Here is a 24,390-nt window from a genome sequence, read left to right on the forward strand (position 1 = left end):
TTATAAAAACGAAAAGAGGAATGCGATATGCTACGAAAAATTCTAAAATCATTATTATCAGAAAAAAAATCCCATCATCGCCATTACAGTTCAAGTGATTATAAAAAGAGAAAGTATGGATATCAACATCCGTCGAAATATGGCCATCATCACTATAAGAGAAAACATCGATCAAGCGGTTTCTTTAGTTCCTACAGCAGTTAATGAAGGGGCTTTATTCTAAACTGATTGAAATTGGTGAAAGGCCTTTAAAATCTACTGATATTGTTGGCGGAAAGTACTTTGTTGAAGGATTGTTAGGGAAGGGAAGCTATGGATTTACCTATTTAGTGAAAGACCAAAGTAATCAAATTTTCGTATTGAAACAATTACGAAAGTATAAAATGCTAATGGAATCAGGTAGGCAAGCTTTTAAACGTGAGGCAAACATTTTAAAATCATTAAGCCATCGAGCTTTTCCATCCTTCATTGAACAATTTGAGGAGAATGAAAAACAGTTCATTGTGATGGAATACAAGTGTGGAAAAACATTTGAAGATCTGATTTTTCAAGATAATATTTCTTTTTCTGAAACTGAAGCATTCAAGGAGCTTTATCATATTTTACTTTTGGTCAAACATATTCACGAAAATGGATATGTTCATAGAGATTTGCGAATTCCTAATATCTTAAAGGATGTAGATGATTACTACATTATTGATTTTGGACTTACGAGAAAATTAAACGATCAAAATAGTATAGAAGAAGAAACCGTGATGCATATGGAAAAAAGGTTGTTTAGAGAAGTCGCTACGAAAAGCGACTTTTATGCTTTGGGACATTTTTTGTTATTTTTACTTTATTCTAGATATGAACCAGTTTCAAAGAAAAAAAGAAGTTGGGAAGAAGAGCTATCAATTTCAATCCATGCAAAAAAGGTAATAAGAAAAATGCTGCAAATTGATGAACCATACAAAGAAGTACAATTATTACTAGATGATGTGAAAAAATGGCTATAATTGAACTATAACTGTATGTCGCTTTTTCCTATAGTTTTAGCAAGTATTGGTGTTAGATCTGCTAGAGTGGATACAAACAGAGGTGGATATAAATAGTTCGGTTGATTGAAAAGACTATGTGATTTCCAATTTTGTTCCTTAGAACAAATAACTGAAAAAGCTCTGTTTGCTTAGATGGCGACAGAGCTTTTTCAGTTATTTAGACTACTCCAAATGAAAAGGGATCTGCCGAAAATGACCTAGATAAAAAAATAGTTTTTTAATAAATACCCATTTACATTGACGTAACGTAAAGGTGTATAGTGATGGTGTCAGGAGGTGAACAGATGGAATACACAGTGCAGAAGCTTGGGGAATTAGCGGGAGTTAGTACGAGGACACTTCGATATTATGATGAAATTGGTATTCTTAAGCCGGCAAGAATCAACTCATCAGGGTACCGAATTTATGGTGAGGCAGAAGTCAATCAGTTACAGCAGATACTTTTTTATAGAGAGCTAGATGTGAGCTTGGAAAGTATAAAGAAAATTATTGCTGCTCCGTCCTTTGATAGTACGAATGCATTGAAAGAACATCGTGAAAAGCTTCTGGCAAAAAGAGCACAATTAGATAAGCTAATAGCTAATGTGGATAAAACTTTAGCGGTAGCAGATGGGAAAATGATAATGTCTAACAACGAAAAATTTGAAGGCTTTAAACAAAAAATGATAGATGATAATGAAGCGAAATACGGAAAAGAAATTCGCGAAAAATATGGGGATGAACAAGTAGACAGGTCGAACAAGAAAATAAAAGGGATGTCTGAAGAACAATATGCTGAAATTGAAAAATTAGGTAGAGAGGTAGTAACGACACTAGCTGAAGCCTTTGCAACTGGTGATCCAGCAGGTGAATTAGCTCAAAAATCTGCAGATTTACATCGTAAGTGGTTAAGTTTCTATTGGGATAGCTACTCCAAGGAAGCTCATGCAGGCCTTGCACAAATGTATGTAGATGATGAAAGATTTACAGCGTATTATGACAGTAAACAACCCGGAACTGCTGAATTTTTAAGAGATGCGGTCCATATTTATACAGGAATGAAAAAATAATTCACAAATGATGGAAGCGACTGGTAAATCACCAGTCGTTTTTTCGTTAAAGAAATTTCAATATGCGTGGTAAGTGGGTTCAATCAACCATGAAAAGGAGATGAGTCTTGATTCAGTGTCATCCTTTTCTATACCTTCAAATTTCAAGGGAAGTTCAATAATCATCGATAAATACTAGGTAACGTTATTATAAATACTGGTTTATAAGTGAATAATGTTTCTATTGAAAACATGATTAAAATGAAAAAGATGAATCCATCTATCTTTCTCAGAAATACAACATATTGGGAGTTTTGTCGCAAATGAATGGATTGAAAGAAATTGCAAGAGAACAAAGTGGAGTAAGGGCATTATTGATATTATCCTCTATTTTAATTGGTGCTACTGTGATTGCTCAGGCATTTTACTTTGTTACAATTGTTGATATGGTTTTTTTAAAAGAGAAGTCATTTCAGGAAATTATCCCATTTTTGATAGGCTTGCTTCTTGTTCTTATCGGTCGAGCAGTGTTGACGTATGTCAACGGTAAAGCTGGTGTAAAGATGGCAGCAAAGGTTATGAATGAGATTAGAAAGGAACTTGTATCTAAATATATTAGCAATCCTGTTCAGGCCTCCTTAAAAGGACAATCAGGTAAAAAGGTAAGTGTCATGATGGATGCAGTGGATGAGATTGACGGCTATTTTAGTAAGTATGTTCCACAAGTTATTCAAACCTCAATTGTTCCTCTTATGATTCTTGTTGTTGTTTTCTCGCAGCATATTTATTCTGGGCTGATAATGGTTGTTACAGCGCCTTTTATCCCGCTTTTCATGGCAATCGTCGGAAGTAAGACGAAGAAGAAATCAGAAGAGCAAATGGAAAAGTTGTCTGCATTTTCAGGACGATTTCTTGATGTTTTACAAGGTTTGACGACAATTAAATTATTCGGAAGAACCGAGCAACAAAAAATCTTGATACAAAAAAGTAGTTTAGGATTTCGTGATATAACGATGGAGGTATTAAAGGTTGCCTTTGTCTCAACTTTAATGTTGGAATTTATTTCGATGCTTAGTATTGGCTTAATTGCACTTGAAGTTGGGCTACGTTTAGTGGTGTTTAAGGGGATTACATTCTATAAAGCATTCTTAATTCTTGTATTGGCACCTGAATTTTATTTGTCTTTAAAAGAGCTTGGTAGTGCGTTCCATACTGGACGAGGTAGTATGGGTGCTGCGAATAAGATTTTCGAGGAATTAGCGGTGCAAGAACAAATGATGAAATGGGGTGAAGGGAGTCTCAGGCAACAGAATAAGCCTCCTGCAATCGAATTGAGAGGAGTAGGTTTTTGCTATGGAGCAGAAGGCTTTGCGATACATGATATTGATGCAACCATACCGCCATTTAGTCAAGTTGCGATTGTTGGTCGCAGTGGTTCTGGTAAAACGACGCTTTTGCACTTAATTGCTGGTTTGGTTGGCCAAAATGAAGGAGAGATTTTAATCGCTGGAAAAGCAATGAAAAGCTACAAGGAGAGTAATTGGTTTAATTGTTTAAGCTACATTTCACAGCATCCGTATCTTTTTTCAGGAACGATAGCTGACAATATATCGATTGGTGGAAATGAAATGACTAGTCGAGCGGAAGTGGAAAAGGCTGCAGAAAAAGCGGGAATTGCCGAGATGATCACGCAGCTCGAAAACGGCTACGACACTCATGTTGGTGAAGGTGGAAGGGGTCTTTCTGGTGGAGAAAAGCAACGAATCGCAATTGCACGAGCATTTTTAAAAAAGCCTTCAATCATTTTATTTGATGAACCTACGACAGGTCTTGATCTTCAAACAGAACGAATTTTACAAGCTTCTATGAAAGAATTGGCATTAAATTCAACTGTCATTACCGTTGCACATCGCCTCTATACAATCAAAAATGCCGATAACATTCTTTTTTTAGATAATGGTAAACTTGTCGCATCAGGTACACATAATGAATTGCTAGATTTAGTGCCAGATTATCGCGAAATGGTTACGATTCAGACAGGAGGTGGAAAATGATGAGAGATTTGTCGTCCGCTCTTAAGCTGATGCTCATTGAAAAGAAGGATATTTTTTATTCGATCATTTTTGGCTTCTGTGCAGGAATAGCTGCTGTAGGTATATTTTCTGCTAGTGGGTATATGATTTCAAAATCGGCTCTTGAATCACCTGTGTATGCGCTTGCTGTGATGATTGCACTTGTGAAATTGTTTGGATTTGCACGAGCATTGGGGAGGTATGCGGAACGATATTTTTCCCATCGAGCAACATTTACAATGTTAAGTCATTTGCGTGTTTCTTTTTATGAAAAAATAGAGCCACTCGCACCGCGTATTTTTCAAAACTACCGAAGTGGTGATCTTCTCGCGCGAATTGTAGGTGATGTTGAAAGTCTGCAACATTTCTTTCTACGTGTGTATTATCCACCGATTGTACTTCTGCTAGTTTTTTTATGTACAATCTTATTCACATCGTTTTATTCACCCTATGTTGCAATTGTCTTATTTTTAGGGTTATTGATCACTGGGTTTGTTGTGCCAGCTTTCTTTGCAGTAAAACAGAAAAAAATTGACAAAAACATAAGAGAGAAAAGAGCGTTGTTATCAACGGATGTTATAGAACTAATGTACGGTTTTCGTGATTTGAAAATTTATCAGAAACTCGAAGAAATGGAACAACAGCTGACGAAAACCTCTGATGATTATATTTGTGAGCAGGAGAAAGATGGAATTCAAGCGATATATAACCATTCTTTGAATACAATGGTTTCTCTCATCATCTCTTGGTTTGTTTTGCTACTTAGTTCGTATATGGTCACTGCAGATCAGTTAGACGGACTATTTTTAGCAATGTTAGTCATGGCATCACTTACCGTTTTTGAAAATGCGACACCAATGGCCGTATTGCCTAGTCATTTGGAAAATAGTCGACATGCTGCTGCTCGGCTTTTTTCTCTTGTACAAGATGAGCCTATAAAAGATCAAGAAATAGAAACAACAGTGCAATTCGATCATCAGAAGGCAATTGCTTTAAGAATGAATAATGTGACATTTGCATTCCCCGGCGATTCGCGGAATGCACTTAATCATATCAGCCTTTCTTTCCCTTCAGGTTCAAAAACAGCAATCGTCGGTCCAAGCGGTTCAGGGAAATCAACCTTGCTTCAACTAATATTAAAGTTTCATACAATAAATCAAGGAGAAATTTTCCTTGACGACCATCCAATTGATTTAGTATCTCAAGAAGAATTATGGAAAAGAGCGAATGTCGTATTGCAAGAAAACCACTTTTTCTTTGGAACAATTCGTGATAACCTTATGATTGCAAAAGAAGGGTTGATAGATGACGAAATGGAGAAAACTCTTGCGAAGGTAAAACTCGAACATTTTTCATTATCAGATCCCGTGTTTGAAAAAGGGGAAAATCTATCTGGCGGCGAGAAACAGCGTTTGGCTATTGCCCGCGCGATGTTGAAAGACGAGCGTTTATGGTTATTAGATGAACCGACATCTTCAGTTGATGCATTGACTGAGCGATACATATACAATCATATATTGCTGCAAGCGAAGAACGACACGCTTGTCTTAATAAGTCATCGCTTAACAGGATTAGAAAAAATGGACCAAATCATTGTCTTGGAAAATGGAAAGCTAATTGAAGTAGGAACCTTTGATGAGTTGATGGAAAAGAAAGGGTATTTCTATCAGTTGAAGCAAATTGAAAAAAGTGTATTTATGTAGCTGAATTGTGAAGATGAACGAATAATGTTTGGCTTCATTTATAATTTTGAAAGGATTGATTTAGTAATATGTGCCGGAAATGATATACTTTCATTGTACAATTTACATATAAGGAGGATGTTCCTTGATTAAATGGTTAGTTTCTGCAATGCTGCTTTTTGTCGTTTGTGTGGTTCTATATCCCATTGATATGATCTATACAATAGATGTAAATGTTACACTGTTTTTTGAAAGAATCCGTTCATCTTTCTTAACGGAGATGTTTTTATTTATATCAGATATAGGTTCGATAAAATATACATTACCACTTTGTATTGTAGTCGCTCTTATTCTTCTCATTAAACGGAAAATGATTGATGTAGTCTTTTTATTCGGTATGTACTTTGGTGTAAGACAAATAAATTATCAATTGAAAGAATTTTTTGTTAGAGAGCGTCCACCCTTTGATGCAGTATATGAAGCGGCACATTATAGTTTTCCAAGTGGACATTCAATGAACTCAGCAGCTGTATTTAGCTTTATTTGTTATTTAGTCATTACTCATTTCGTTAAAAGTTATAACAAAAAGAATTACTTAATACTATTTACACTCTTAGTCATTATATTCATTGGACTAAGTAGAATTTACTTAGGGGTTCATTATTTAACAGATGTTCTTGCAGGTTTTAGTGCTGGTTTTGTATGGTTTATTTTAATCAAAATTATGCTTGAAAAAGTCAATCAATTAGTAGCTAAAAAGAGTGATTTTTAGCTGGAAGTAGCTTAAGGATAGATCCTGTAAATGCTCGATACGTTTTGTTTTATATATGGGGGATAAAAGGCTGATGATAAACCGTCAGCCTTTTTGTCGTATAGCATAAAATTTCTTGTACTGTGGCTAAGCGTATGACGTCTAGCTCCTAGCCCCTCGAAGGTCTAGCTACGCATGAATTTGAAGTAAAGTAGCTTCTATTCATGCGCGTCTTATGCCCGTCTTAGGCTGATCAAGGTTACAAATTATGACCAGGTCCATTTTTTCGTTTTTTAGATGTTGCTTCTTTGGCATGAGCCGTTTCCTCTGCAGCAAGTGCTTCAGGTGAAATATGATTGTTTTTTTTAGGTGTATTACGATTTCGATGTTTTTTACCCATTTATTTTACCCCATTCCAATTGTGGATTTATTGTTGAAAGTGTTGTGCACTAGTTTTTCCTTCCGTTTACCATTTTAGTTTTCGCGATTTCTTCTAAGTTAAAGCTGTTAAAAACTGTTTAGAATGAATGATGGAAGATGGAAAACTAAGATAGCTGTTGCATTAAAATAAAGTTTGATAATTTATAACAAAGTCTGATCGAAAATCCTTTATACCATAGGATTTTTTTCTTGTTCAATAATCGGACCAGATTGTTGAGGAGACAGGAAGAAGAATACTCATAAAAGATTGTATGTGAAGTATTATACTTGAACGAAGTAGGTTAGTTGAACAAGTTATAAATTGAATAGTTTAAAGTGATAAGCATTTCTTTGTAATGAGGAATGCTTTTTATCTTCGTCTAAAATTTAAAACATTATCAATAAAAAACATGGCGAAAAAAGATAATAATTTATTTAAAAACGATAAATAACATGTTGATATCAAATTGAAAATAAATAGGAGAGGTGCTTTTTATGAAACGGAAACAAGGTTCAACAATTTTCTTGAAAGTAGTCATTTTTCTTATTGGTATTGCGGTATTTGCTGTGTGTATATTTGGGTTGCCTGGGGTAGCAAGTAGAGATGCAGCAGCGCATCCCCAGACTGCTTACTTGCAATATCCCTTTTTAGTATATGCGTACGTACTGTGTATTCCATTTTATGTTGCGTTGTATCAAGCATTTAAACTTTTAACCTACATTGATAAGAACAAGGCTTTCTCGGAATTATCTGTTAGAGCTTTGAGGTATATAAAGTACTGTGCAATCACAATTAGTATCTTAATTGTAGTAGGAATAATACTATCCATAGCTATATTTTATGGCAGTGAAGATATAACAGGTATTATAATGCTGGCACTAATAAGCACTTTTGCTTCAAGTGTAATTGCAACCTTTGCGGCTGTTCTTCAAAGGCTTTTACAAGAAGCTATTGATATAAAGTCAGAAAATGATTTAACGGTCTGAGGTGAAAAATATGGCAATTATAATCAATGTTGATGTAATACTGGCTAAAAGGAAAATGAGCGTTGCAGAACTTTAAGAGAGGGTTGGAATAAAGATGGCTAATCCTTCTATATTGAAAAATGGAAAGGCAAAAGAGATTCGATTATCAACTTTTTTATCAAGGTTATTAGTATCAATTCGATTAAACTTTATTTCAAAGCAACAATAGCCACTTCTTGAGAATTCTGAATAATTCGTACAATAACGACGACCTTTTAATTGATTAATATAGTATGGTATAGTAAATTGATTTACCGCAAATTAACGTGTTGTTATAAACTACCTTTTTAAGTTTTATGAAATATCGTAGTGAAGGTGGAGAATAACTTCTCGTAATTGCAAAAGGTAGGATAAGACTTACTTTATTAAATCTATTTGGGTAGGAGGAAAAATAATGAGTGTACATATTGGTGCAAAAGAACATGAAATAGCTGAAACGGTCCTATTGCCAGGAGATCCATTACGTGCGAAATATATTGCCGAAACGTTTTTGGAGGATGTATTTTGTTATAATGAGGTAAGAGGTATGCTCGGGTTTACTGGAACCTATAAAGGTGAACGTATATCAGTTCAAGGTACAGGAATGGGGGTTCCTTCCATTTCAATTTACATAAATGAGCTAATGAATAGCTACGGTGTTCAACAACTTATCCGTGTTGGAACATGCGGTGCAATCCAAAAGGATGTAAAGGTTCGTGATGTTATTTTGGCAATGAGTGCATCGACTGATTCCCAAATGAACCGTTTAACATTTGGTGGTGTTGATTATGCACCAACAGCTAATTTTGAGCTTCTTAAAAAGGCTTATGATACAGGTGTTGAAAAAGGCTTAAACCTAAGAGTAGGTAGTGTCTTTACCGCAGACATGTTTTATAACGATAATTCTGAATTAGAAAAATGGGCGAAATATGGTATTCTTGGAATCGAAATGGAATCAGCAGCCCTTTATACATTAGCAGCAAAATATGGTCGCAAAGCACTTTCTGTCTTAACTGTGAGTGATCATATTATTACAGGAGAAGAGACAACATCAGAAGAACGACAAACTACATTCAATGATATGATCGTTGTTGCACTTGATGCGGCTATTAAGAAAGACTAACGTGTGTGTATTACACACGTTTTTTTGTTGCCAGGAATTTATAAAGTTCTTGTACTGTGGATAAGCGCACGACATCCAGCGCAAGCGTCCGGTCTACAACCACTTTTGAATTGAAGGCAAAGTACGCCTTCTATTCAAAAGCCTCTTATTTGCCCGAGTCTAATCAAGGAGCTTGGGCTTTTGTTCTGCATTAATTAAGAAATAAAACAGGGGTACATACGTAAAAATTACGGGCAATTATTCCACAATCTTTACTTTTTATCGATTTTCTCAAGTTTAGAAGTTGGGACTATTATTGCTAGTAAATGCCGGGTTTATAAGAATTTAATAATTGTCATCAAAATATAACTTGTTATTGTGCAGATTTTGTCGATATAATTTGATTGAACAGTGTTTAAATTAAGTTTTAGTCAATAGGAAAAAAGGTAAAGATGAGGGTAGGAGCTTTTAATCATTTAAATTCATTGGCTTTTAATGATAGAATAGCTATTGTATTGATTTTAGATAGGGTGGTAAAATGTCTATTTTTGTAAAAAAATGTCTAATTTTGTGTTTAGTATTAACTTTATCAGCTTGTAGTTTTTCACTTTCTAAAGGAATACCCTTTTTAAGTCAACAAGAGGGACAGGATATAAAACTAGCAGAACAAAAAAACATCATCGGAAATCACACAATTGTCCCGAAAGAAAATCAACAGATTGATGAAGACTTTTTATTAGAATCTCAGTACTTTAATGTTGTAAAACAAGTTGATGGAAACCAGGTCATCGAAAATCCGACGAATATACTCGCAATGGTTAATAAAGATTTTGCATTGCCAGGTAACTATGAACCTTCTGACTTAGTTAAACCAAAGGTAGAGTTTTCCTTCGGTGATGATGATGTCCCCAAACGGTATTTAAGGAAGGAAGCAGCTCTAGCATTAGAGGAATTATTTGCTCTAGCTGAAGCTGATGGAATCGAACTACTCGCTGTATCTGGTTATCGCTCGTATACTAGGCAACAAGGAATATACGATGTTGAAAAGAAACAAAAGGGCGAGGAACTGGCACGTCAAGCGGTTGCTTTACCAGGGCAAAGTGAACATCAAACAGGTTTAGCAATGGATATAACGAGCAGAAGTGCAAACCTTGAAATAACTGAAGCGTTTGGTGAAACTGTAGAAGGAAACTGGGTTAGAGAGAATGCACATAAAGCAGGCTTTATCATTCGATATCCAAAAGGTAAGGAATCGATTACGGGATATCAATATGAACCATGGCATTTGCGCTATGTTGGGAAAGTACAAGCCACTATTATCTTTAAAAACAAACTAACCTTAGAAGAATATTTTAATAAAGTGGAAAAAATCTAGCTGGTGATTAATGAATGGTAGAAAACATGGACATTATTAGTAAGGATTTGAACATCTTATTTATCGGCTTCAATCCTAGCTTAGTTTCTGGTGAAGTAGGTCATCATTACGCAAATAAGAATAACCGATTTTGGAAAATTCTCCATGAGGCAGGTATTACAGATAGACTGTATAAACCAGAAGAGGATGTTTTCTTATTAAACAGAGGGTTCGGTTTTACAAATATCGTTTCAAGAGCTACGAGGGCTGCCGCTGAAATAACTTCTGAGGAATATAAAATAGGTAGAGAACAGTTATGGCATAAGATCTCAACCTACCAACCAAAGATTGCATTTTTTGTTGGTAAAGGTGTATATCTTCAATACAGCCAAAGGAAAAAGGCTTTTTGGGGAGTACAAGAACAATCAATAGTCAATGGAGTTGTTGACTTCGTTGCTCCATCTTCGAGTGGCCTAGTTAGAATGAAAATGGATGAAATCATTTCTATCTATAAAAAGGTGACTAAAATTCTTTAATAGGTTCATTATTATAGTTGTCATAGATAAAGGGAAGGCTAAGTGGCCTTCCCTTTATCTATAAATAAAAGCATATCCTGTTACCAGAACAATAGACCGCCTAGTGCAACACCGGTAATAAATCCTAAAGCGATCCCATATGGTGCTCCAAAACCGTATCCGTATCCGTAATAACCAAATCCATAGCCACCTCTGCCAATCGTTGGTTCGATATAAACTTTGTGAGGTGTGACTCTGTGAATTCTACCAACATGTACTCGACCATTTCTATCATTAATTCTGACAACTTTTCCATTATAGCGGCAACATAAATGATAATAATGTTGTGACATCATTTCCCCTCCCTATCGTTCATTCACCATAGTTTATGTTGAGCGAAAGGAGGGGGATTGTACGCATAACTATAGCCTTACTCATTATTTACTGTTTAAGAGTTTTACGAGCGAAGAAAACACGATAGGATAGTTTGTTATGATACTTCATCGTTATTCCTTCATGATTGGAAAGAAGGATAAAGGCACTTTCGGGTATCGATTCAATTGGGGAAAATTCAGTTGTAGGTTCATTTATATTTTCGATTAATAAGTCTTCTTGTGCTAAGGTTTTATAAATTGTCAATCCTCTTTGAGCAAATTGTTCCTGCCATTCATTTATGGAAAAGATGTGATCACATCCATAAAATGTTGTAAGTTCTGTTAATTCTTCTTGGGAAAGCTGTTCATTTCGGACCATTTCAATTGCAATTATCCTGCCATTAGACTTTAACATTCGAGATATTTCTGGTAAAGTTTGTTGCAACGATGTGAAATTTAAAACAGATTCGCATAAAATAACGTCAAATGTCTCGTTTGGAACCGTGGTATTTGAAAGATTCTCATTCATGTAAGGTATATCAATATTCAAATCAAGATTTCTCTTTTTTGCATGTTTAATCATAAGCGGATCACTATCTAATCCTGTCACGTTGTATCCTAATTGATATAAAAAACTCGTTGTTTGCCCGGTACCACAGCCTGCATCAAGAATATTTAATTCTAATGGGAATTTTTCATTTTCAAAAACTGCTTTTGTTAATAAAATACCTCCAGGATGTGCACCACCAATTCCTAATAAAGCTAACATGTTTAAATAGTCCATTTGTAAACCTCCCGTTGAGCTCCCTACCTTTAAACTATGTGAGAGTAAAAGGGCTGGTGATTAAACACAACTAAAGAGATGATGTTTTTCATATAATTTTTTCAATTTCGGGTTAATCATTTGTCGAATTTCAGCCTTGTAAATCGTTTGTAGGGAACATTTTACATGTAAAGTTTTGATAAAATAATCTAGCCGGTCATTTATATAGTCTACTACTTGATTCTTATAAAAAAACGCATTGCTATTAATTTTATAATCTACATCTTTCATTAATGTTAATGAAAAATGTATCATTTCAAAATCAGTTTTTCCGATGTATTCCACTAGTTGCATTGTAAAAACCTCCTTAATTTACATTGTTGTAATAAACTTTACAATTAATTAATAAAAAAGTCTCGTGATTTTTGTCGAAATAGTTAAAAAATTTATTTATTGAATTTTATCGTAAAAAAGTAGCCATTTTAATATGAAGAACTGTTGAGTTATAAGGAATATAGGAGGGATATATGCCTTGAAATGGTAGGTACATTGGATTGATTGGTATTAATTAAAAAATATTCTGTAAACTTTTTTCTTATTTCAGGCAGATTCATTTCTTTTTTTATAGATGAATGAGAGAAACTTTTCTCATAAATGTTGACGTAATTATTTGCCTTCGACATAATGAAAACATACATAAAGGTGGTGCAATGAAAAAGTGAAAAATAATAGATTTATCGTTTGGATTATTGTGACAGCAATTGTTAGTGCAGGGGTTACATACAGTGTTGTACAACCATTAAAAGAAAGTAGTGTCGGTAATGGAGATCCTTTTCAAAAGCTAAGATCTACATATGATATCATACAAGAGGGTTATTATAAGGAGATTGAAACGGACAAGTTGGTAGAAGGTGCAATTAAAGGCATGGTCGAATCTCTTGAAGATCCATATTCGGTTTATATGGATGTTGAACAAGCGAAAAGTTTTAATGAAAATATTTCATCTTCGTTTGAAGGAATTGGTGCGGAAGTTCAAGAAAGTAATGGTAGCATTATGATTGTTTCTCCAATAAAAGGATCACCTGCTGAAGAAGTCGGATTAAAACCGAAAGACATCATCTTAAAAGTTAATAATGAATCAGTTGAAGGACTTTCAGTCAACGAAGCGGTCTTGAAAATTAGAGGAGAAAAAGGGACGAAAGTGAATCTTGTTGTTCAACGTGCAGGTGCTGGGGAGCTTTCATTTACGATAACGCGAGACACAATCCCTTTAGAAACCGTATATTATGAGGTAATTGATGATAATATTGGTAAAATTCAAATAACTAAATTCTCCGAGTCTACAAGTGAAGAATTAGCGAATGCTCTAACTGATTTGCAGAATAAAAATGTTAAAGGAATAATTCTAGATTTGCGCCAAAATCCAGGGGGATTAATGGATCAAGCAATAGCGATGTCTGAATTATTTGTACCTAACGGAAAGAATATTATGCAAGTAGAGTATAAAGATGGATCGAAAGAGGTTTTTAAATCAAAAAATAAAGCAGCAATAAATTTACCATTAACTGTTATTGTTGATGGTGGAACGGCTAGTGCAGGAGAAATAATGGCAGCAGCTTTACAGCAATCAACAGGAATTTCTTTAGTTGGTGAAAAAACGTTTGGAAAAGGAACCGTTCAAACAGCAAATTTATTTAAAGATTCATCATCTGTAAAATATACGACAGCAAAATGGCTAACTCCTGATGGAAGTTGGATCCATGAAAAGGGAATTGAACCAGATATAAAAGCTAAACTACCTGACTATGCAAGCTTACCTTTTATTAATCCTGAAAATGTGCTGCAAAAAGGAGCTTCAACATCGGAAGTAGATGCTGCTCAAAAAATGTTAAAAGCGTTAGATTATGAAGAAATAATCGTAAATGGTTATTTTGATGAGACTACTGAAAATGTTGTTGAAGAATTTCAAAAAGAGCATAACCTCGATGTAAATGGTAAAATAACTGGTGAAACAACGATGAAACTCATGGAACTTATTTCAAATAAAATAAAAGAAAATGACACCCAACTCGAAAAAGCAATTTCTGTGTTAAAAGAAAAATTCTAATCAATGTGTAAAAGCAGTATCTTTTATTCCTTGCAAGGGGTGAAAGATACTGCTTTTTTGAATATTCTTATACTTCCCCTTATAGGATCTTTGCAGGAAGTTATCCTCATCTTTCAACTTTGTAGCTTATGAATCTTGAGGTAAGGTGTTACTGCCCGAAAAGTATGGGATAAAAATGATATGAAGAATAATTTTCGTTTTGTTGGATGCGAAAGCTCGAATTCATGTAAGAAATAAACTAATTACCTAAAACTTAGTCACTAGCCCACTCCAAAACATACTTATATGAATACTTTTTAGTGTAGGTAAGTATGAGAGGAGGAAAAATAATGAGACCTTATATGATGAGAAATAATATCCCTGGACCATACCCCGGTCAAAGATTCCTTTTTGGTGCACCATTTTTGGGAGGATTAGTTGGTGGTTTAGTTGGCACTGCAATATTTAGACCAAGACCACCGTTTTATCCATATGGTGGATATCCGCCTTATGGAGTTGGTGGTGGCTATGGTGGTGGATATGGCTTCCCTAATGGAGGTTATGGTTGCGGTGGTGGCTTTCCTTATTAACAGCAAAAACTACCTTATTTAGGTAGTTTTTTTACGTAACGTAATTTATAAAATTCTTGTACTATGGATATGCGCACGACATCCAGCTCAAGCGCCTAGCCCCTCTTGGGTCTAAGCCACTTTTGAATTGAAGGTAAAAAACACCTTCTATTCAAAAGCGTCTTATTTGCCCGAGGCTGATCAAGGCGCTTGCGCTTTTGTTCATTACGTTGCGCAATGGGCATATGGTTTCCATGTGTGTTAAAATGAAATGTCGACTTCTGATATATTATGCTCCTGCAATCTAATAAATTGAATTTCTAGAAATCCTTCATCATACCTAGCCTTCGTACCCTTTCTTTTGACAGGAGAGGGGAGCATATATTTATTTTGTTCTGATGCATTAGGATAGTTGTTTACAATTAATTGATTATTCGTGTGTTGTATACTTATGTTCCCAACTATATCATTTGAAATAGGTAATTTTACATAAATAAAGTCGTTCGTTTCAAATATTTCGGGTTTAGGGGGATGTGTTGATTTTTCATTATTAGCTTGTTGTGATAGTTCACCTTGAAACGGAAAGCTCTGTGAAAAATCACCACCAAATACATTTTTCATGACTGTTTGAATATAGTTTTCAACTTCTTTTGGATTCATTTTATTGAAATGCTGAGTAAAGCCGGATTGATCAAATGGAAATTGTTTATTCCAAGGAAACATCATTTCACATCCTTAACTGTGCGTATTTTGTTAATAATATAATATGCGAGGCATACGTAATCGGTTAGCGATGCTTTAATCTTGTAGGACATGGACCTACAAGTTTATAATGGTCTTTATACACGAAGTAGAGAGGTAAATGTAAATAGATGAATTCAGCAAACAAAAGCGCAAGCGCCTTGATCAGCCCCGACAGGCATAAGACGCTGGAGCTGGATGTTGTGCGCTTATCCAAAGTATAAGAATTTTATAATTTTCTAAAAACGAACAAAAAAGAATTCAATCGGACTATAAACAAAAGTTGAGGGATATTAGAAATGGACGCAAAAGAATTATTAGATGCATATCGGCAATTATGGTCTAATCGTGCATTATTAGTTGAAAAGGATGAGTATGAGACGGTAAGGGCTTCCGTTGAAAAAGAACTAAAAGACGAAATGACACACCCACGGCTTAGAAAAAGTAGCTACGAAAAATTTCACATGGCAGTAAAAAGAATTATTTCTTCAGCTTTAAATGATGACCAGAAGGTGAAATTAATCGATTTACATAGTAATGTACTTGAATCGCTTGAGAAACAAAGTTAACAAATCCATCAATGATAGATTTGTTCATATGCTCTGATCCTAGTTTAATTAACAGGCATAACTGGTCGTTTACCGAGCAATTTGCTAGTTAATTATTATTGGACGATAACGGATTAAGGAGGAATAAGGATGAAGCCAATAACAAAACAAGACATACAAGTTCATTTAAACCAGTTTTTAAACAAAACAGTTTATATCCATCTAGAAACGACAACAGGTGCTTATTCTGCTCATAATAATGAATCAAATATGACAGTAGTTGCGTTTATCCGAAATACGAAGGTCGTTTATAATCAAGCAAAAATTACTGGAATCGGCCCATATCGCGTTGGATTAAAACTAGATGAAGGTTGGATTTATGCAGAAGGTCTGACAGATTGGGATTTTAATGAAGAAAATCAGCTATTAATGGCGGGCCATAATTCAGAGGGGAAATTAGCGATAGCATTACAAATTAGTGAACAACCTTTTCATTATTGATCAGCATTTATTCTGAAAAGCAAATTTGGTAAGGAGGAGAAAGAAAATGAGAGAACACGTGCTAATAATCTTACCACACCCAGATGATGAAGCGTTTGGAGCTGCAGGATTCATTGCCAAAAACAGAAAAGCTGGTGTCCCAGTAACGTATGCATGTGGTACGTTAGGTGAAATGGGAAGAAATATGGGGAATCCCCTTTTTGCTAATCGTGAAACTTTGCCACTTATCCGAAAAAGGGAGCTAGAAGCTGCTTGCAAGGCGATGGATATCCAAGATTTAAGGATGCTGGGCCTTCGAGATAAAACTCTTGAATTTGAGGATGACGAACAATTAGCCAATCTTATGGAGAAGTTGATTGATGAAGTGAACCCGACACTAATTTTGACCTTTTATCCTGGACATGCTGTACACCCTGATCATGACGCATGTGGTGAAGCCGTTATTCGTGCCTTGAAACGACGTCCTATCGAAAAACGCCCAGTTACCTATTGTATGGCGTTTACAAATAACCGCTTCGATATAATCGGAAAACCTGATGTATGTATAAACATTACAGATGTCGCTGATATCAAATTACAAGCCCTTAAAGCTCACCGTTCACAAACTGAGGGGATGCTAAAGGATATGGAACAAAAGTTATTAAATAAAGATCCAAAAGCTTTGTTTTGGTTTGAGAAAGAAGAGTTCTACACTTATAAGTGGGATGATTAATAAGAAGAAATGAGTTGTTTCGAGTTAAGATGCTTTCTAAAAGTCGCACAAGGTTTTACCCATTTTATTTAGAAACTAAAACTAAGTTACATGTAAGGCATCTAATACTAATGTGAATATCAAAAAAGCTAATTCCAATGTGAATTAGCTTTTTTGATATTTATGTTACTTTTAACGCAAATGTATTTCGTTGCTGTATAATACGAAGTCTTACTAAAAGCCCAATCGCTCCAGCTGCTAGTCCTGAAATTAACCCAATCCAATAACCAAAAGCTCCTAAAGAAGTATAGGTCGCTAAAAGGTATCCAAAAGGGAGTCCAACGATCCAATACGAAACAAGTGCCATCAAAAATGTAACATTTACATCCTTATAACCTCGTAAAGCCCCTTGTATCGGAGCGGCAATTGCATCAGAAAGCTGAAAGAAAATAGCATAGATTAAAAAGTCTTGTGTAAGTTTTAATACTGCAGCATCAGTCGTATATAGGTTAGCTATTTCTGGACGGAAGAAATAGATCATTGTAGCGGATAGAAAAGAAAGAAAAAGTGCCATTCCAATCCCTAAATAACTATATTGCTTTGCATCTTTTAATCGATTAGCTCCAACTTCATGACCTATAATAATTGTAAGTGCCATTGAAATACTTAGCGGAAGCATGTAAAGAAAGGAGGCAAAGTTCATTGCTGCTTGGTGAGAAGCAATCGTAATTGTATTGTATTGGCTCATGAATAAGGTAACTGCTGCGAATATACTCGTTTCAAAAAATATAGCAAAACCTATCGGAACACCTATTTTTAAAATTTCCTTCCATGCCGAAAAAGAAATACGATAAAATACATTGAAAATTTGATACTCCAGAAAAGGTGTTTTCTTCATAATGATCACAACGGCTATCGCTGTTATACACCAATACGTAATAGCAGTGGCAACACCTGAACCAATACCTCCAAGCTTAGGAAAACCAAAATTCCCGAAAATGAAAAGATAATTTAGTAAAAAATTAATTGGTAAGGAAGTTAGTGTAATAAACATAGTTACTCTAGTAAAACCTAAAGCGTCAATAAAGCACCTTAAAACGGAATAAATAAATAACGGCAAAATGCCAAAAGATAAGGCTACTAAATAACCTTTCGCAATATGTAGGACTTCACGCTCTAAGTTCATCGTGGATAAAATCGGATCTAAAACAAAAAAACCGATAATGAAGATCAAAATTGAAAGAATCACACTTAAATAAAGAGCTTGAACAACCATTTTTGGTACATCTTTAATCTTCTTTGCTCCTGCTAAATGAGCAATAATCGGTGTCACACCTAGTAGGATTCCACTTAATCCAGTATTAATAGGAACCCAAATGCTAGATCCAATTGCAACACCTGCTAAATCATTTGGATGGACTCTACCAGACATGGTTGTATCAAAAAAAGTCATCGAATACAATCCAAGTTGTGTAATTAAGATAGGGATTAGGATACTAGATAATTTGAGCATCTTTTCCCGTATCGTAATGGTTTCTTTCATCTATATAACCTCGTTTCTCATGTTGACTAGAGAATTATATCATGAAAAAAATGAAATTATACTTCTTTCGGTTACTTACCTGATTTACGTGACTCACCTTTAAATAACTGATAATAAATAAAACTTAAAGAAAGGACCCCAAGGATACTAAATGTATATTGAAGTAATTTTAATGTAAACATTGTAAAACCTCCCTTAGTAGTATGATGGATAAATTGAGATTGATACGTAAAAACAGAAAAAATGACTAGTCATAGACTAGTATGAGGACCGTTAAGTTGTAAAAAAACTTAAAATTTTAAACATATTATTTTGAAAAATATTAAAACTAATGGAAAGGGTGGTGCAAATCCAGTGGAAAATTCCAATGAATTTACGAATGTAAAGAATCATATCTCGTTTCATCTTGAGCGGATCATCACAGAAACTGAGAGGGTGAGGTCATCTATTGGAGAAAAGGATTATTGTCTATTGTGTGAACTTGCACAAATAAAAGAACGATTTAGTGAAATTCAATCTTCGGCCTCTTTATTTTACTTAAAGGCATATATTGAGGATTTTACAAAGAACTACACAGAAATCTCTAAGGCTATTCAAAATATGTCAGATCGTCGCCACGGCTCACTAATCGTTGTAGAGCGAAGTCAGCCTGTTGATCAATTTATTCAGGCTGGAGTTCAAATAAATGCAGATTTATCAAGCAGATTAATTGAGAGTGTTTTTTACCCGGGAAACCCTCTTCATGATGGTGCGCTTTTAATAAAAAGTGATTTTATCCTATCGGCTGCAAATATTTTGCCATTAACAGCTAGAATGTTTGGTAAGGAAAAGGTTGGTACAAGACATCGTGCAGCAATCGGTCTTTCTGATGTATCAGATGCTCTTATTTTAGTGGTTTCTGAGGAAACTGGAAAAATGTCTTTTGCTTTAAATGGAACACTTTACCCAATTAGTTCGACTTGAACAAGACTTCATTTTACACTAAAAATGCAACCAACGCGATTTTGTAAGACAGAGACCATGTCATAGCGAAAGTAAGTACAAGCTAAATCATCATCAGTTGGGATAGATATTGTATGTATGAAAAGAGGCAGAATCCTTTATTCTGCCTCTTTTTATGTCGAGTTTCCATAATTTAATAGGACAAATGTACTTTGTTTGAAAGAAAGGATTGTCTACTGGTGTAGGTTTATGTATGATAATAATGAGAAAGTTTTGCCTTTTTAAATCAATTTTTATCTCTTTATGCTGTTTTACGAGGGATTTTGTAGTTTTTAAACTATTAAACTATTAAACTAATTATTTATAGAAATCTAGGAGGTATTTTTAGTAATGAGAAAAAAACTGTTTGGATTAACCGCAACAGCTGTTGTAGGGTCATCTTTGTTTGCATCAATGGCTGCTGCCGAGAGCGTTAAGGTAAAAAGTGGAGATACCCTATGGGAATTGTCTCAACAATATAACATATCAGTGAATGCGATTAAGGGTACGAATGGATTAACGTCTGACTTCTTAAGGATTGGACAAGTTCTGGAGATACCCGGTGCGCCACAAACGACGACTTCTGTATCATCTTCAAAACCTGTTACATCAACGATAGCATCATCAAAAGAAACAACCTATAAAGTAAAATCAGGGGATTCATTATGGGTCATAGCAAGAAGATATGATACAACTGTAAATGAATTAAAAAAGTTAAATAAATTAACAAGCGACCTTATCCGAGTGGGGCAAAATCTGAATGTAGGAAAGGTAGTTGTTCAACCAACGGGAAACAGTAATTCGAATGAATCGAATAAGCAACCTGCGAATACTGATACTGCTAATACTACATACAAAGTAAAATCTGGTGATTCATTATGGAGAATTGCCAATCAAAATAACATAACAGTTGCAGAAATAAAAGTTGCCAATAACCTTAAATCTGACGTATTAAGAATAGGACAAGTTTTAAAGCTTTCTGGGGAAGCAAGTAAAACACCTTCATCTAATAATAATAATAATAATAATACGATTGCTTCTGGTAATCAAAGTTCCTCTAGCAAAATTGATACGATGATTAGTGAAGCAAAATCTCTTATGGGTACGCCTTATCGTTGGGCTGGAAATACACCGTCTGGGTTCGATTGTAGTGGATTCATTTATTATGTATTAAATAAAGTTACATCTGTTTCTCGTTTAAGTACTGCTGGATATTGGGATATGATGACATCTGTAAGCAATCCTTCAGTAGGTGACTTTGTCTACTTTACAACCTATAAAGCAGGTCCATCACATATGGGAATTTATTTAGGAAATAACGAATTTATTCATGCAAGTAGTTCAGGGGTTACAATCTCAAGTCTTGACAATTCGTATTGGAAGGCACGTTACTTAGGTGCAAAACGATTATAAGCTAAGAATTATAAAAAGGGACCTAATTGCAGGTTCTTTTTATTTTGCCAAAGTAATTTTGCTCGTAGAGATGTGTGCAGTAGATCTGTTAGTGAGGGATGCTCCACGTAATCGTTACTTTTGAATCTAAAGAATAATTCAAGTATACTCAACTTGTTAAGAGTAATTTTCAACAATAGAAATGCGAGATGAAGGAAGGACTATTTATGAATCAATTACAAAATGCTAATTTGCCTGATGAGATAAAAATACTAATCCAAAAACGATCGTCTGAATCACTTAATGAAGAAGAAGCATTACTAATAGGGAAGGGTGGATTCACACCATCTGAAGAATCAATATTACTTGATGCAATCATCGCATTAACATTAGGGAAAAATGTACTACTAAAAGGTCCAACTGGTTCGGGGAAGACAAAACTAGCTGAAACATTATCAAATTTGTTTCACCAACCTATGCACAGTATTAACTGTTCAATAGATATGGATGCAGAAGCATTATTAGGCTTTAAAACAATTGAAAACCAAAACGGATTAACTTCAATCGAATTTGTTTCCGGACCTGTGGTAAAAGCAATGAAAAGAGGCCATTTACTATATATAGATGAAATTAACATGGCAAAGCCTGAAACATTACCAATTTTAAATGGAGTTTTAGATTATCGAAGAATGATCACCAATCCTTTTACAGGAGAAGTCATCAAAGCAAATGAAGGTTTTGGTGTCATTGCAGCTATTAATGAAGGATATGTTGGCACAGTCCCATTAAACGAAGCTTTAAAAAATCGTTTTATTGTTATAGATGTACCATATATACAAGGAGAAGAATTAAAACAAGTATTGCAGGATCAATCCAAATTAACAGATCAGAAATTATTAACTATTTTTACTAAACTATCTGCTGATCTTCTAGCACTAGTACATAACGGTCAAGTATCAGAGGAAGCTGCATCGATTCGTGCGTTAATTGATACTTGTGATTTAGCGAGATTTTTACCACCAAGGCGTGCAATTGAAAGAGGAATTGTTGATAAGCTAGAGGATGAAAGAGAAAAAGCTGCCATTCGAAATCTAGCAGAAACTTTATTCGAGTGAGGTTTTAACAGTGAGATTTATTAAGTTTAACGATCAACAAGTGGATTCCTTTTTATTTATGGAGTTGTCAGATCTCGCAAAAGCACTTACGAAACAAAAGGATATTGAAGTTGACTATAGCGTACAATCTTATTTAGATCCTACTTCTGGAAAAATATATGTTAGTCATTTTTGGGATCATCGGGAAAAAAATGAAACAGTATTGGCATTAAAAAGTGATATTTATTTAAGAAGTATCGGAAACTTTTATTATACGAATTTTCAAGAAGTGGGAGTCTTTATCGCGAAGGCGAGGAATTTAAAACTCCAAAGCTTTGCTAAACAATTATTTATGTTGTTAGAAGATTTACGATTAGAGGAAATTTGCAAAAAAGAACGGTCAGGTACAAAAAAGGCTTTTGAAATGAGAAGGATTTTATATCGAAAGCATTTTCAAAGTCAATTAATAATTCATCAAGAACGAAGTATATTCACAGACGCTTTTTTTAATTCACTTTATTTAAAGTTGACGGCACAAAACCCACTAGAGGAGTATCCAGTAATATCTGAAAGTTTGGAAAGGGCTTACCCCTTTATTGAATCAAAAATCTTTCAAGTATATGAAGTTCATACAACAAAAGAAGTGATTCAAATTGTTTTAGACATTATAGATGTCCTAGAAGAAATGCTCGATAAAGATATGTTAAATACCTATTTCTTTTTAGCTGATTTGCCTTATGAAACCATTCAACATCATTCACTTTTTGATGAGCTAAAACGTAAATCGAAATTGAAAAATAAAGACGCACTAGAAGATGCTAAAAAAGGTGACGAGGATGTCCATGAAAATAAATTACCTACATGGCACAGTGAGACGAGCAAACCGACAAAAAGTTTTTTGCAATTCGAATTAGAGCAAGGAACAAACACGACAATCAACGGAGATGGAATTGTCCGTGAAGGTGACGATACGGATCAAGCACTTGGGATGATTCAAGGAACATCACGGAAAACTAAAAAGAATGATTACTCAAAACTAGAGGCACTTGAAAATAAAAGTGAAGATCGTGCAATGACGGGTGACCTTGCATATGGGAGAGAAAATAAATTTGCGGTTCCAGTATTTGTTACAGCGAAACAACCTATGGCTAATGAAGTGGAACAATATTTTAAAAATCGCAATGATATTCTCCTATTTCAGAAGAAACTTAGGCTTATGATTCAGAAAACATTGGAACACAAAAAAACATTACCTAGAGCAGATCTTCATATAGGAAGGTTAAATAAAAAACTTTTGCGACTTTTAACAGATGACAATCCGAAGCTTTTTTATAAAAAACAGGAAAAATCACCGCAAATAGATGCAGTATTTACATTATTAGTCGATTGTTCTGCATCCATGTTCGATAAAATGGATCAAACGAAGTTAGGAATTACTCTTTTCCATGAAACGTTAAAATCAGTTAGAGTACCACACCAAATCGTAGGATTTTGGGAGGATACGAATGAGGCTTCAAAAACTCGACAACCTAACCATTTTCATACCGTTATCTCTTTTGAAGAATCATTAAAACATCCGTCCGGTCCTGAAATCATGCAGTTATCCCCAGAGGAAGATAATCGTGACGGATATGCGATTAGACATATGACAAAGCAATTAACAACAAGAAATGAAAAGCAAAAATTCCTTTTAGTATTTTCAGATGGAGAGCCTGCAGCTATGGGCTATGAGAGAAATGGAATAATTGATACATATGAAGCAGTTTTAGAAGCGAGAAAATTGGGAATAGATGTACTGAATGTTTTTTTATCAAATGGTGCAATTGAAGAATCGACAAAAAAAACGATTCAAAATATATATGGGAAATACAGTATTTTTGTTGATAAAATTGAAGAGCTTCCAGAACAATTATTCCCACTATTGAAAAGGTTGCTTTTAAAGACGATTTAATAAGGTCTCTAGAATCTTTTGGAGATTCTAGAGGTTTATTCCTTTCAATATAAGCAATTAATTAATAGTAAGTGGTTAAAGTTGGAAAAACTTCAAAATAATAAATATTGTACTAATTTTCTATTATTTCTTGTATGTCTATAAGTTTTAAAGTTCTAAATGTTCAAAAAAAACATCTGGAATATGT

General features: G+C 34.6%; 25 protein-coding genes and 1 pseudogene. 20 read left to right on the forward strand and 6 right to left on the reverse strand.

Annotated features, from left to right (window positions below; genetic code table 11):
• The first annotated feature begins 27 nt into the window (after positions 1-27).
• From K9V48_RS02945 to K9V48_RS02970, 6 genes are all read left to right on the forward strand, one after another.
• On the forward strand, positions 28-204 hold the full coding sequence (locus K9V48_RS02945) for a hypothetical protein (RefSeq protein ID WP_224136773.1): 177 nt from the start codon (positions 28-30) through the stop codon (positions 202-204).
• Positions 204-998: a serine/threonine protein kinase gene (locus K9V48_RS02950; protein ID WP_224136775.1), complete on the forward strand. Its 795-nt coding sequence runs from the start codon at positions 204-206 to the stop codon at positions 996-998. The genes K9V48_RS02945 and K9V48_RS02950 overlap by 1 nt, the downstream gene beginning before the upstream one ends.
• 326 nt (positions 999-1,324) lie before the next feature.
• Positions 1,325-2,089 carry a MerR family transcriptional regulator gene (locus tag K9V48_RS02955; RefSeq protein ID WP_224136777.1) on the forward strand — a complete coding sequence of 255 codons (765 nt, stop codon included), beginning with the start codon at positions 1,325-1,327 and terminating at the stop codon, positions 2,087-2,089.
• Between the two features lie 302 nt (positions 2,090-2,391).
• Complete coding sequence (gene cydD, locus K9V48_RS02960; RefSeq protein WP_224136785.1) at positions 2,392-4,122, forward strand: thiol reductant ABC exporter subunit CydD; 1,731 nt, start codon at positions 2,392-2,394, stop codon at positions 4,120-4,122.
• A complete protein-coding gene (gene cydC, locus K9V48_RS02965; RefSeq protein WP_224136931.1) occupies positions 4,122-5,843 on the forward strand; it encodes a thiol reductant ABC exporter subunit CydC in 1,722 nt (573 codons plus the stop codon). The genes cydD and cydC overlap by 1 nt, the downstream gene beginning before the upstream one ends.
• A 124-nt stretch (positions 5,844-5,967) precedes the next feature.
• Entirely contained in the window at positions 5,968-6,594 is a 627-nt protein-coding gene (locus tag K9V48_RS02970) for a phosphatase PAP2 family protein (protein WP_224136787.1), read from the forward strand.
• Positions 6,595-6,832: 238 nt separating this feature from the next.
• Here the strand turns inward: K9V48_RS02970 and yoyE are convergent, their stop codons facing one another.
• Positions 6,833-6,973: a protein YoyE gene (yoyE, locus tag K9V48_RS02975; protein ID WP_181455714.1), complete on the reverse strand. Its 141-nt coding sequence runs from the start codon at positions 6,971-6,973 to the stop codon at positions 6,833-6,835.
• A gap of 515 nt (positions 6,974-7,488) precedes the next feature.
• Between yoyE and K9V48_RS02980 the strand changes: the two genes are divergently transcribed.
• The 5 genes and pseudogenes from K9V48_RS02980 to K9V48_RS03000 all read left to right on the forward strand — a co-directional run bounded on the left by K9V48_RS02980 (position 7,489) and on the right by K9V48_RS03000 (position 10,990).
• Positions 7,489-7,980 carry a DUF2975 domain-containing protein gene (locus tag K9V48_RS02980; RefSeq protein WP_224136789.1) on the forward strand — a complete coding sequence of 164 codons (492 nt, stop codon included), beginning with the start codon at positions 7,489-7,491 and terminating at the stop codon, positions 7,978-7,980.
• 10 nt (positions 7,981-7,990) lie between these two features.
• Positions 7,991-8,131: pseudogene (locus tag K9V48_RS02985) on the forward strand (helix-turn-helix domain-containing protein); the annotation flags it as partial.
• Between the two features lie 282 nt (positions 8,132-8,413).
• Positions 8,414-9,121: a purine-nucleoside phosphorylase gene (gene deoD / locus K9V48_RS02990; RefSeq protein ID WP_224136790.1), complete on the forward strand. Its 708-nt coding sequence runs from the start codon at positions 8,414-8,416 to the stop codon at positions 9,119-9,121.
• Between the two features lie 517 nt (positions 9,122-9,638).
• Positions 9,639-10,475: a M15 family metallopeptidase gene (locus tag K9V48_RS02995; RefSeq protein ID WP_285871653.1), complete on the forward strand. Its 837-nt coding sequence runs from the start codon at positions 9,639-9,641 to the stop codon at positions 10,473-10,475.
• A 14-nt stretch (positions 10,476-10,489) separates the two neighbouring features.
• Positions 10,490-10,990, forward strand: coding sequence for a mismatch-specific DNA-glycosylase (locus K9V48_RS03000; protein ID WP_224136792.1), 501 nt, complete (start codon positions 10,490-10,492; stop codon positions 10,988-10,990).
• Between the two features lie 80 nt (positions 10,991-11,070).
• Here K9V48_RS03000 and K9V48_RS03005 read toward each other — a convergent pair whose 3' ends face one another.
• From K9V48_RS03005 to K9V48_RS03015, 3 genes are all read right to left on the reverse strand, one after another.
• Positions 11,071-11,322 (reverse strand): hypothetical protein, encoded by a 252-nt coding sequence (locus K9V48_RS03005; protein WP_224136794.1) that lies wholly within the window; start codon positions 11,320-11,322, stop codon positions 11,071-11,073.
• A gap of 88 nt (positions 11,323-11,410) precedes the next feature.
• Positions 11,411-12,127 carry a class I SAM-dependent methyltransferase gene (locus tag K9V48_RS03010; protein WP_224136796.1) on the reverse strand — a complete coding sequence of 239 codons (717 nt, stop codon included), beginning with the start codon at positions 12,125-12,127 and terminating at the stop codon, positions 11,411-11,413.
• Between the two features lie 60 nt (positions 12,128-12,187).
• A complete protein-coding gene (locus K9V48_RS03015; protein WP_224136798.1) occupies positions 12,188-12,460 on the reverse strand; it encodes a hypothetical protein in 273 nt (90 codons plus the stop codon).
• A gap of 364 nt (positions 12,461-12,824) precedes the next feature.
• Here K9V48_RS03015 and K9V48_RS03020 point away from each other — a divergent pair, with 364 nt between their 5' ends.
• Both K9V48_RS03020 and K9V48_RS03025 read left to right on the forward strand, forming a co-directional pair.
• On the forward strand, positions 12,825-14,213 hold the full coding sequence (locus K9V48_RS03020; RefSeq protein WP_224136800.1) for a S41 family peptidase: 1,389 nt from the start codon (positions 12,825-12,827) through the stop codon (positions 14,211-14,213).
• 329 nt (positions 14,214-14,542) lie between these two features.
• Positions 14,543-14,782, forward strand: coding sequence for a hypothetical protein (locus K9V48_RS03025; RefSeq protein WP_224136801.1), 240 nt, complete (start codon positions 14,543-14,545; stop codon positions 14,780-14,782).
• A 240-nt stretch (positions 14,783-15,022) separates the two neighbouring features.
• Here K9V48_RS03025 and K9V48_RS03030 read toward each other — a convergent pair whose 3' ends face one another.
• Complete coding sequence (locus K9V48_RS03030; protein ID WP_224136802.1) at positions 15,023-15,484, reverse strand: Hsp20/alpha crystallin family protein; 462 nt, start codon at positions 15,482-15,484, stop codon at positions 15,023-15,025.
• Positions 15,485-15,801: 317 nt separating this feature from the next.
• On the opposite strand from K9V48_RS03030, the gene yoyC reads away from it, so the two are divergent.
• The 3 genes from yoyC (at position 15,802) to bshB2 (ending at position 17,263) form a co-directional block, all read left to right on the forward strand.
• Positions 15,802-16,071: a protein YoyC gene (yoyC, locus tag K9V48_RS03035; RefSeq protein WP_224136803.1), complete on the forward strand. Its 270-nt coding sequence runs from the start codon at positions 15,802-15,804 to the stop codon at positions 16,069-16,071.
• A gap of 129 nt (positions 16,072-16,200) precedes the next feature.
• Positions 16,201-16,551 (forward strand): YojF family protein, encoded by a 351-nt coding sequence (locus K9V48_RS03040; protein WP_224136804.1) that lies wholly within the window; start codon positions 16,201-16,203, stop codon positions 16,549-16,551.
• 46 nt (positions 16,552-16,597) lie between these two features.
• The gene (bshB2, locus tag K9V48_RS03045) at positions 16,598-17,263 is read left to right on the forward strand and encodes a bacillithiol biosynthesis deacetylase BshB2 (RefSeq protein WP_224136806.1); all 666 of its coding nucleotides are present in this window, start codon (positions 16,598-16,600) and stop codon (positions 17,261-17,263) included.
• A gap of 160 nt (positions 17,264-17,423) precedes the next feature.
• Here bshB2 and K9V48_RS03050 read toward each other — a convergent pair whose 3' ends face one another.
• Positions 17,424-18,785, reverse strand: a complete 1,362-nt coding sequence (locus K9V48_RS03050) for an MATE family efflux transporter (protein WP_224136808.1) — start codon at positions 18,783-18,785, stop codon at positions 17,424-17,426.
• A 354-nt stretch (positions 18,786-19,139) separates the two neighbouring features.
• On the opposite strand from K9V48_RS03050, the gene cdaS reads away from it, so the two are divergent.
• From cdaS to K9V48_RS03070, 4 genes are all read left to right on the forward strand, one after another.
• Positions 19,140-19,748: a sporulation-specific diadenylate cyclase CdaS gene (cdaS, locus tag K9V48_RS03055; RefSeq protein ID WP_224136810.1), complete on the forward strand. Its 609-nt coding sequence runs from the start codon at positions 19,140-19,142 to the stop codon at positions 19,746-19,748.
• Between the two features lie 369 nt (positions 19,749-20,117).
• Positions 20,118-21,179: a C40 family peptidase gene (locus K9V48_RS03060; protein WP_224136812.1), complete on the forward strand. Its 1,062-nt coding sequence runs from the start codon at positions 20,118-20,120 to the stop codon at positions 21,177-21,179.
• A gap of 206 nt (positions 21,180-21,385) precedes the next feature.
• Positions 21,386-22,273: an AAA family ATPase gene (locus K9V48_RS03065; RefSeq protein WP_224136814.1), complete on the forward strand. Its 888-nt coding sequence runs from the start codon at positions 21,386-21,388 to the stop codon at positions 22,271-22,273.
• A 10-nt stretch (positions 22,274-22,283) separates the two neighbouring features.
• Positions 22,284-24,203 (forward strand): vWA domain-containing protein, encoded by a 1,920-nt coding sequence (locus K9V48_RS03070; RefSeq protein WP_224136816.1) that lies wholly within the window; start codon positions 22,284-22,286, stop codon positions 24,201-24,203.
• Positions 24,204-24,390 lie beyond the last annotated feature (187 nt).

Source organism: Metabacillus rhizolycopersici (genome assembly GCF_020075705.1).

Bases quoted from the DNA above. Each gene is read 5' to 3' on its own strand.
- K9V48_RS03065 (WP_224136814.1), top strand. From the start codon at position 21,386: ATGAATCAATTACAAAATGCTAATTTGCCTGATGAGATAAAAATACTA.
- K9V48_RS03025 (WP_224136801.1), top strand. From the start codon at position 14,543: ATGAGACCTTATATGATGAGAAATAATATCCCTGGACCATACCCCGGT.
- K9V48_RS03040 (WP_224136804.1), top strand. From the start codon at position 16,201: ATGAAGCCAATAACAAAACAAGACATACAAGTTCATTTAAACCAGTTT.
- K9V48_RS03000 (WP_224136792.1), top strand. From the start codon at position 10,490: ATGGTAGAAAACATGGACATTATTAGTAAGGATTTGAACATCTTATTT.
- K9V48_RS03015 (WP_224136798.1), bottom strand. From the start codon at position 12,460: ATGCAACTAGTGGAATACATCGGAAAAACTGATTTTGAAATGATACAT.
- K9V48_RS03010 (WP_224136796.1), bottom strand. From the start codon at position 12,127: ATGGACTATTTAAACATGTTAGCTTTATTAGGAATTGGTGGTGCACAT.
- deoD (WP_224136790.1), top strand. From the start codon at position 8,414: ATGAGTGTACATATTGGTGCAAAAGAACATGAAATAGCTGAAACGGTC.
- K9V48_RS02945 (WP_224136773.1), top strand. From the start codon at position 28: ATGCTACGAAAAATTCTAAAATCATTATTATCAGAAAAAAAATCCCAT.
- K9V48_RS02950 (WP_224136775.1), top strand. From the start codon at position 204: ATGAAGGGGCTTTATTCTAAACTGATTGAAATTGGTGAAAGGCCTTTA.
- K9V48_RS03050 (WP_224136808.1), bottom strand. From the start codon at position 18,785: ATGAAAGAAACCATTACGATACGGGAAAAGATGCTCAAATTATCTAGT.
- K9V48_RS02955 (WP_224136777.1), top strand. From the start codon at position 1,325: ATGGAATACACAGTGCAGAAGCTTGGGGAATTAGCGGGAGTTAGTACG.
- yoyE (WP_181455714.1), bottom strand. From the start codon at position 6,973: ATGGGTAAAAAACATCGAAATCGTAATACACCTAAAAAAAACAATCAT.
- K9V48_RS03060 (WP_224136812.1), top strand. From the start codon at position 20,118: ATGAGAAAAAAACTGTTTGGATTAACCGCAACAGCTGTTGTAGGGTCA.
- cydD (WP_224136785.1), top strand. From the start codon at position 2,392: ATGAATGGATTGAAAGAAATTGCAAGAGAACAAAGTGGAGTAAGGGCA.
- K9V48_RS02980 (WP_224136789.1), top strand. From the start codon at position 7,489: ATGAAACGGAAACAAGGTTCAACAATTTTCTTGAAAGTAGTCATTTTT.
- yoyC (WP_224136803.1), top strand. From the start codon at position 15,802: ATGGACGCAAAAGAATTATTAGATGCATATCGGCAATTATGGTCTAAT.
- K9V48_RS03005 (WP_224136794.1), bottom strand. From the start codon at position 11,322: ATGTCACAACATTATTATCATTTATGTTGCCGCTATAATGGAAAAGTT.
- K9V48_RS03030 (WP_224136802.1), bottom strand. From the start codon at position 15,484: ATGTTTCCTTGGAATAAACAATTTCCATTTGATCAATCCGGCTTTACT.
- cydC (WP_224136931.1), top strand. From the start codon at position 4,122: ATGAGAGATTTGTCGTCCGCTCTTAAGCTGATGCTCATTGAAAAGAAG.
- bshB2 (WP_224136806.1), top strand. From the start codon at position 16,598: ATGAGAGAACACGTGCTAATAATCTTACCACACCCAGATGATGAAGCG.
- K9V48_RS02995 (WP_285871653.1), top strand. From the start codon at position 9,639: ATGTCTATTTTTGTAAAAAAATGTCTAATTTTGTGTTTAGTATTAACT.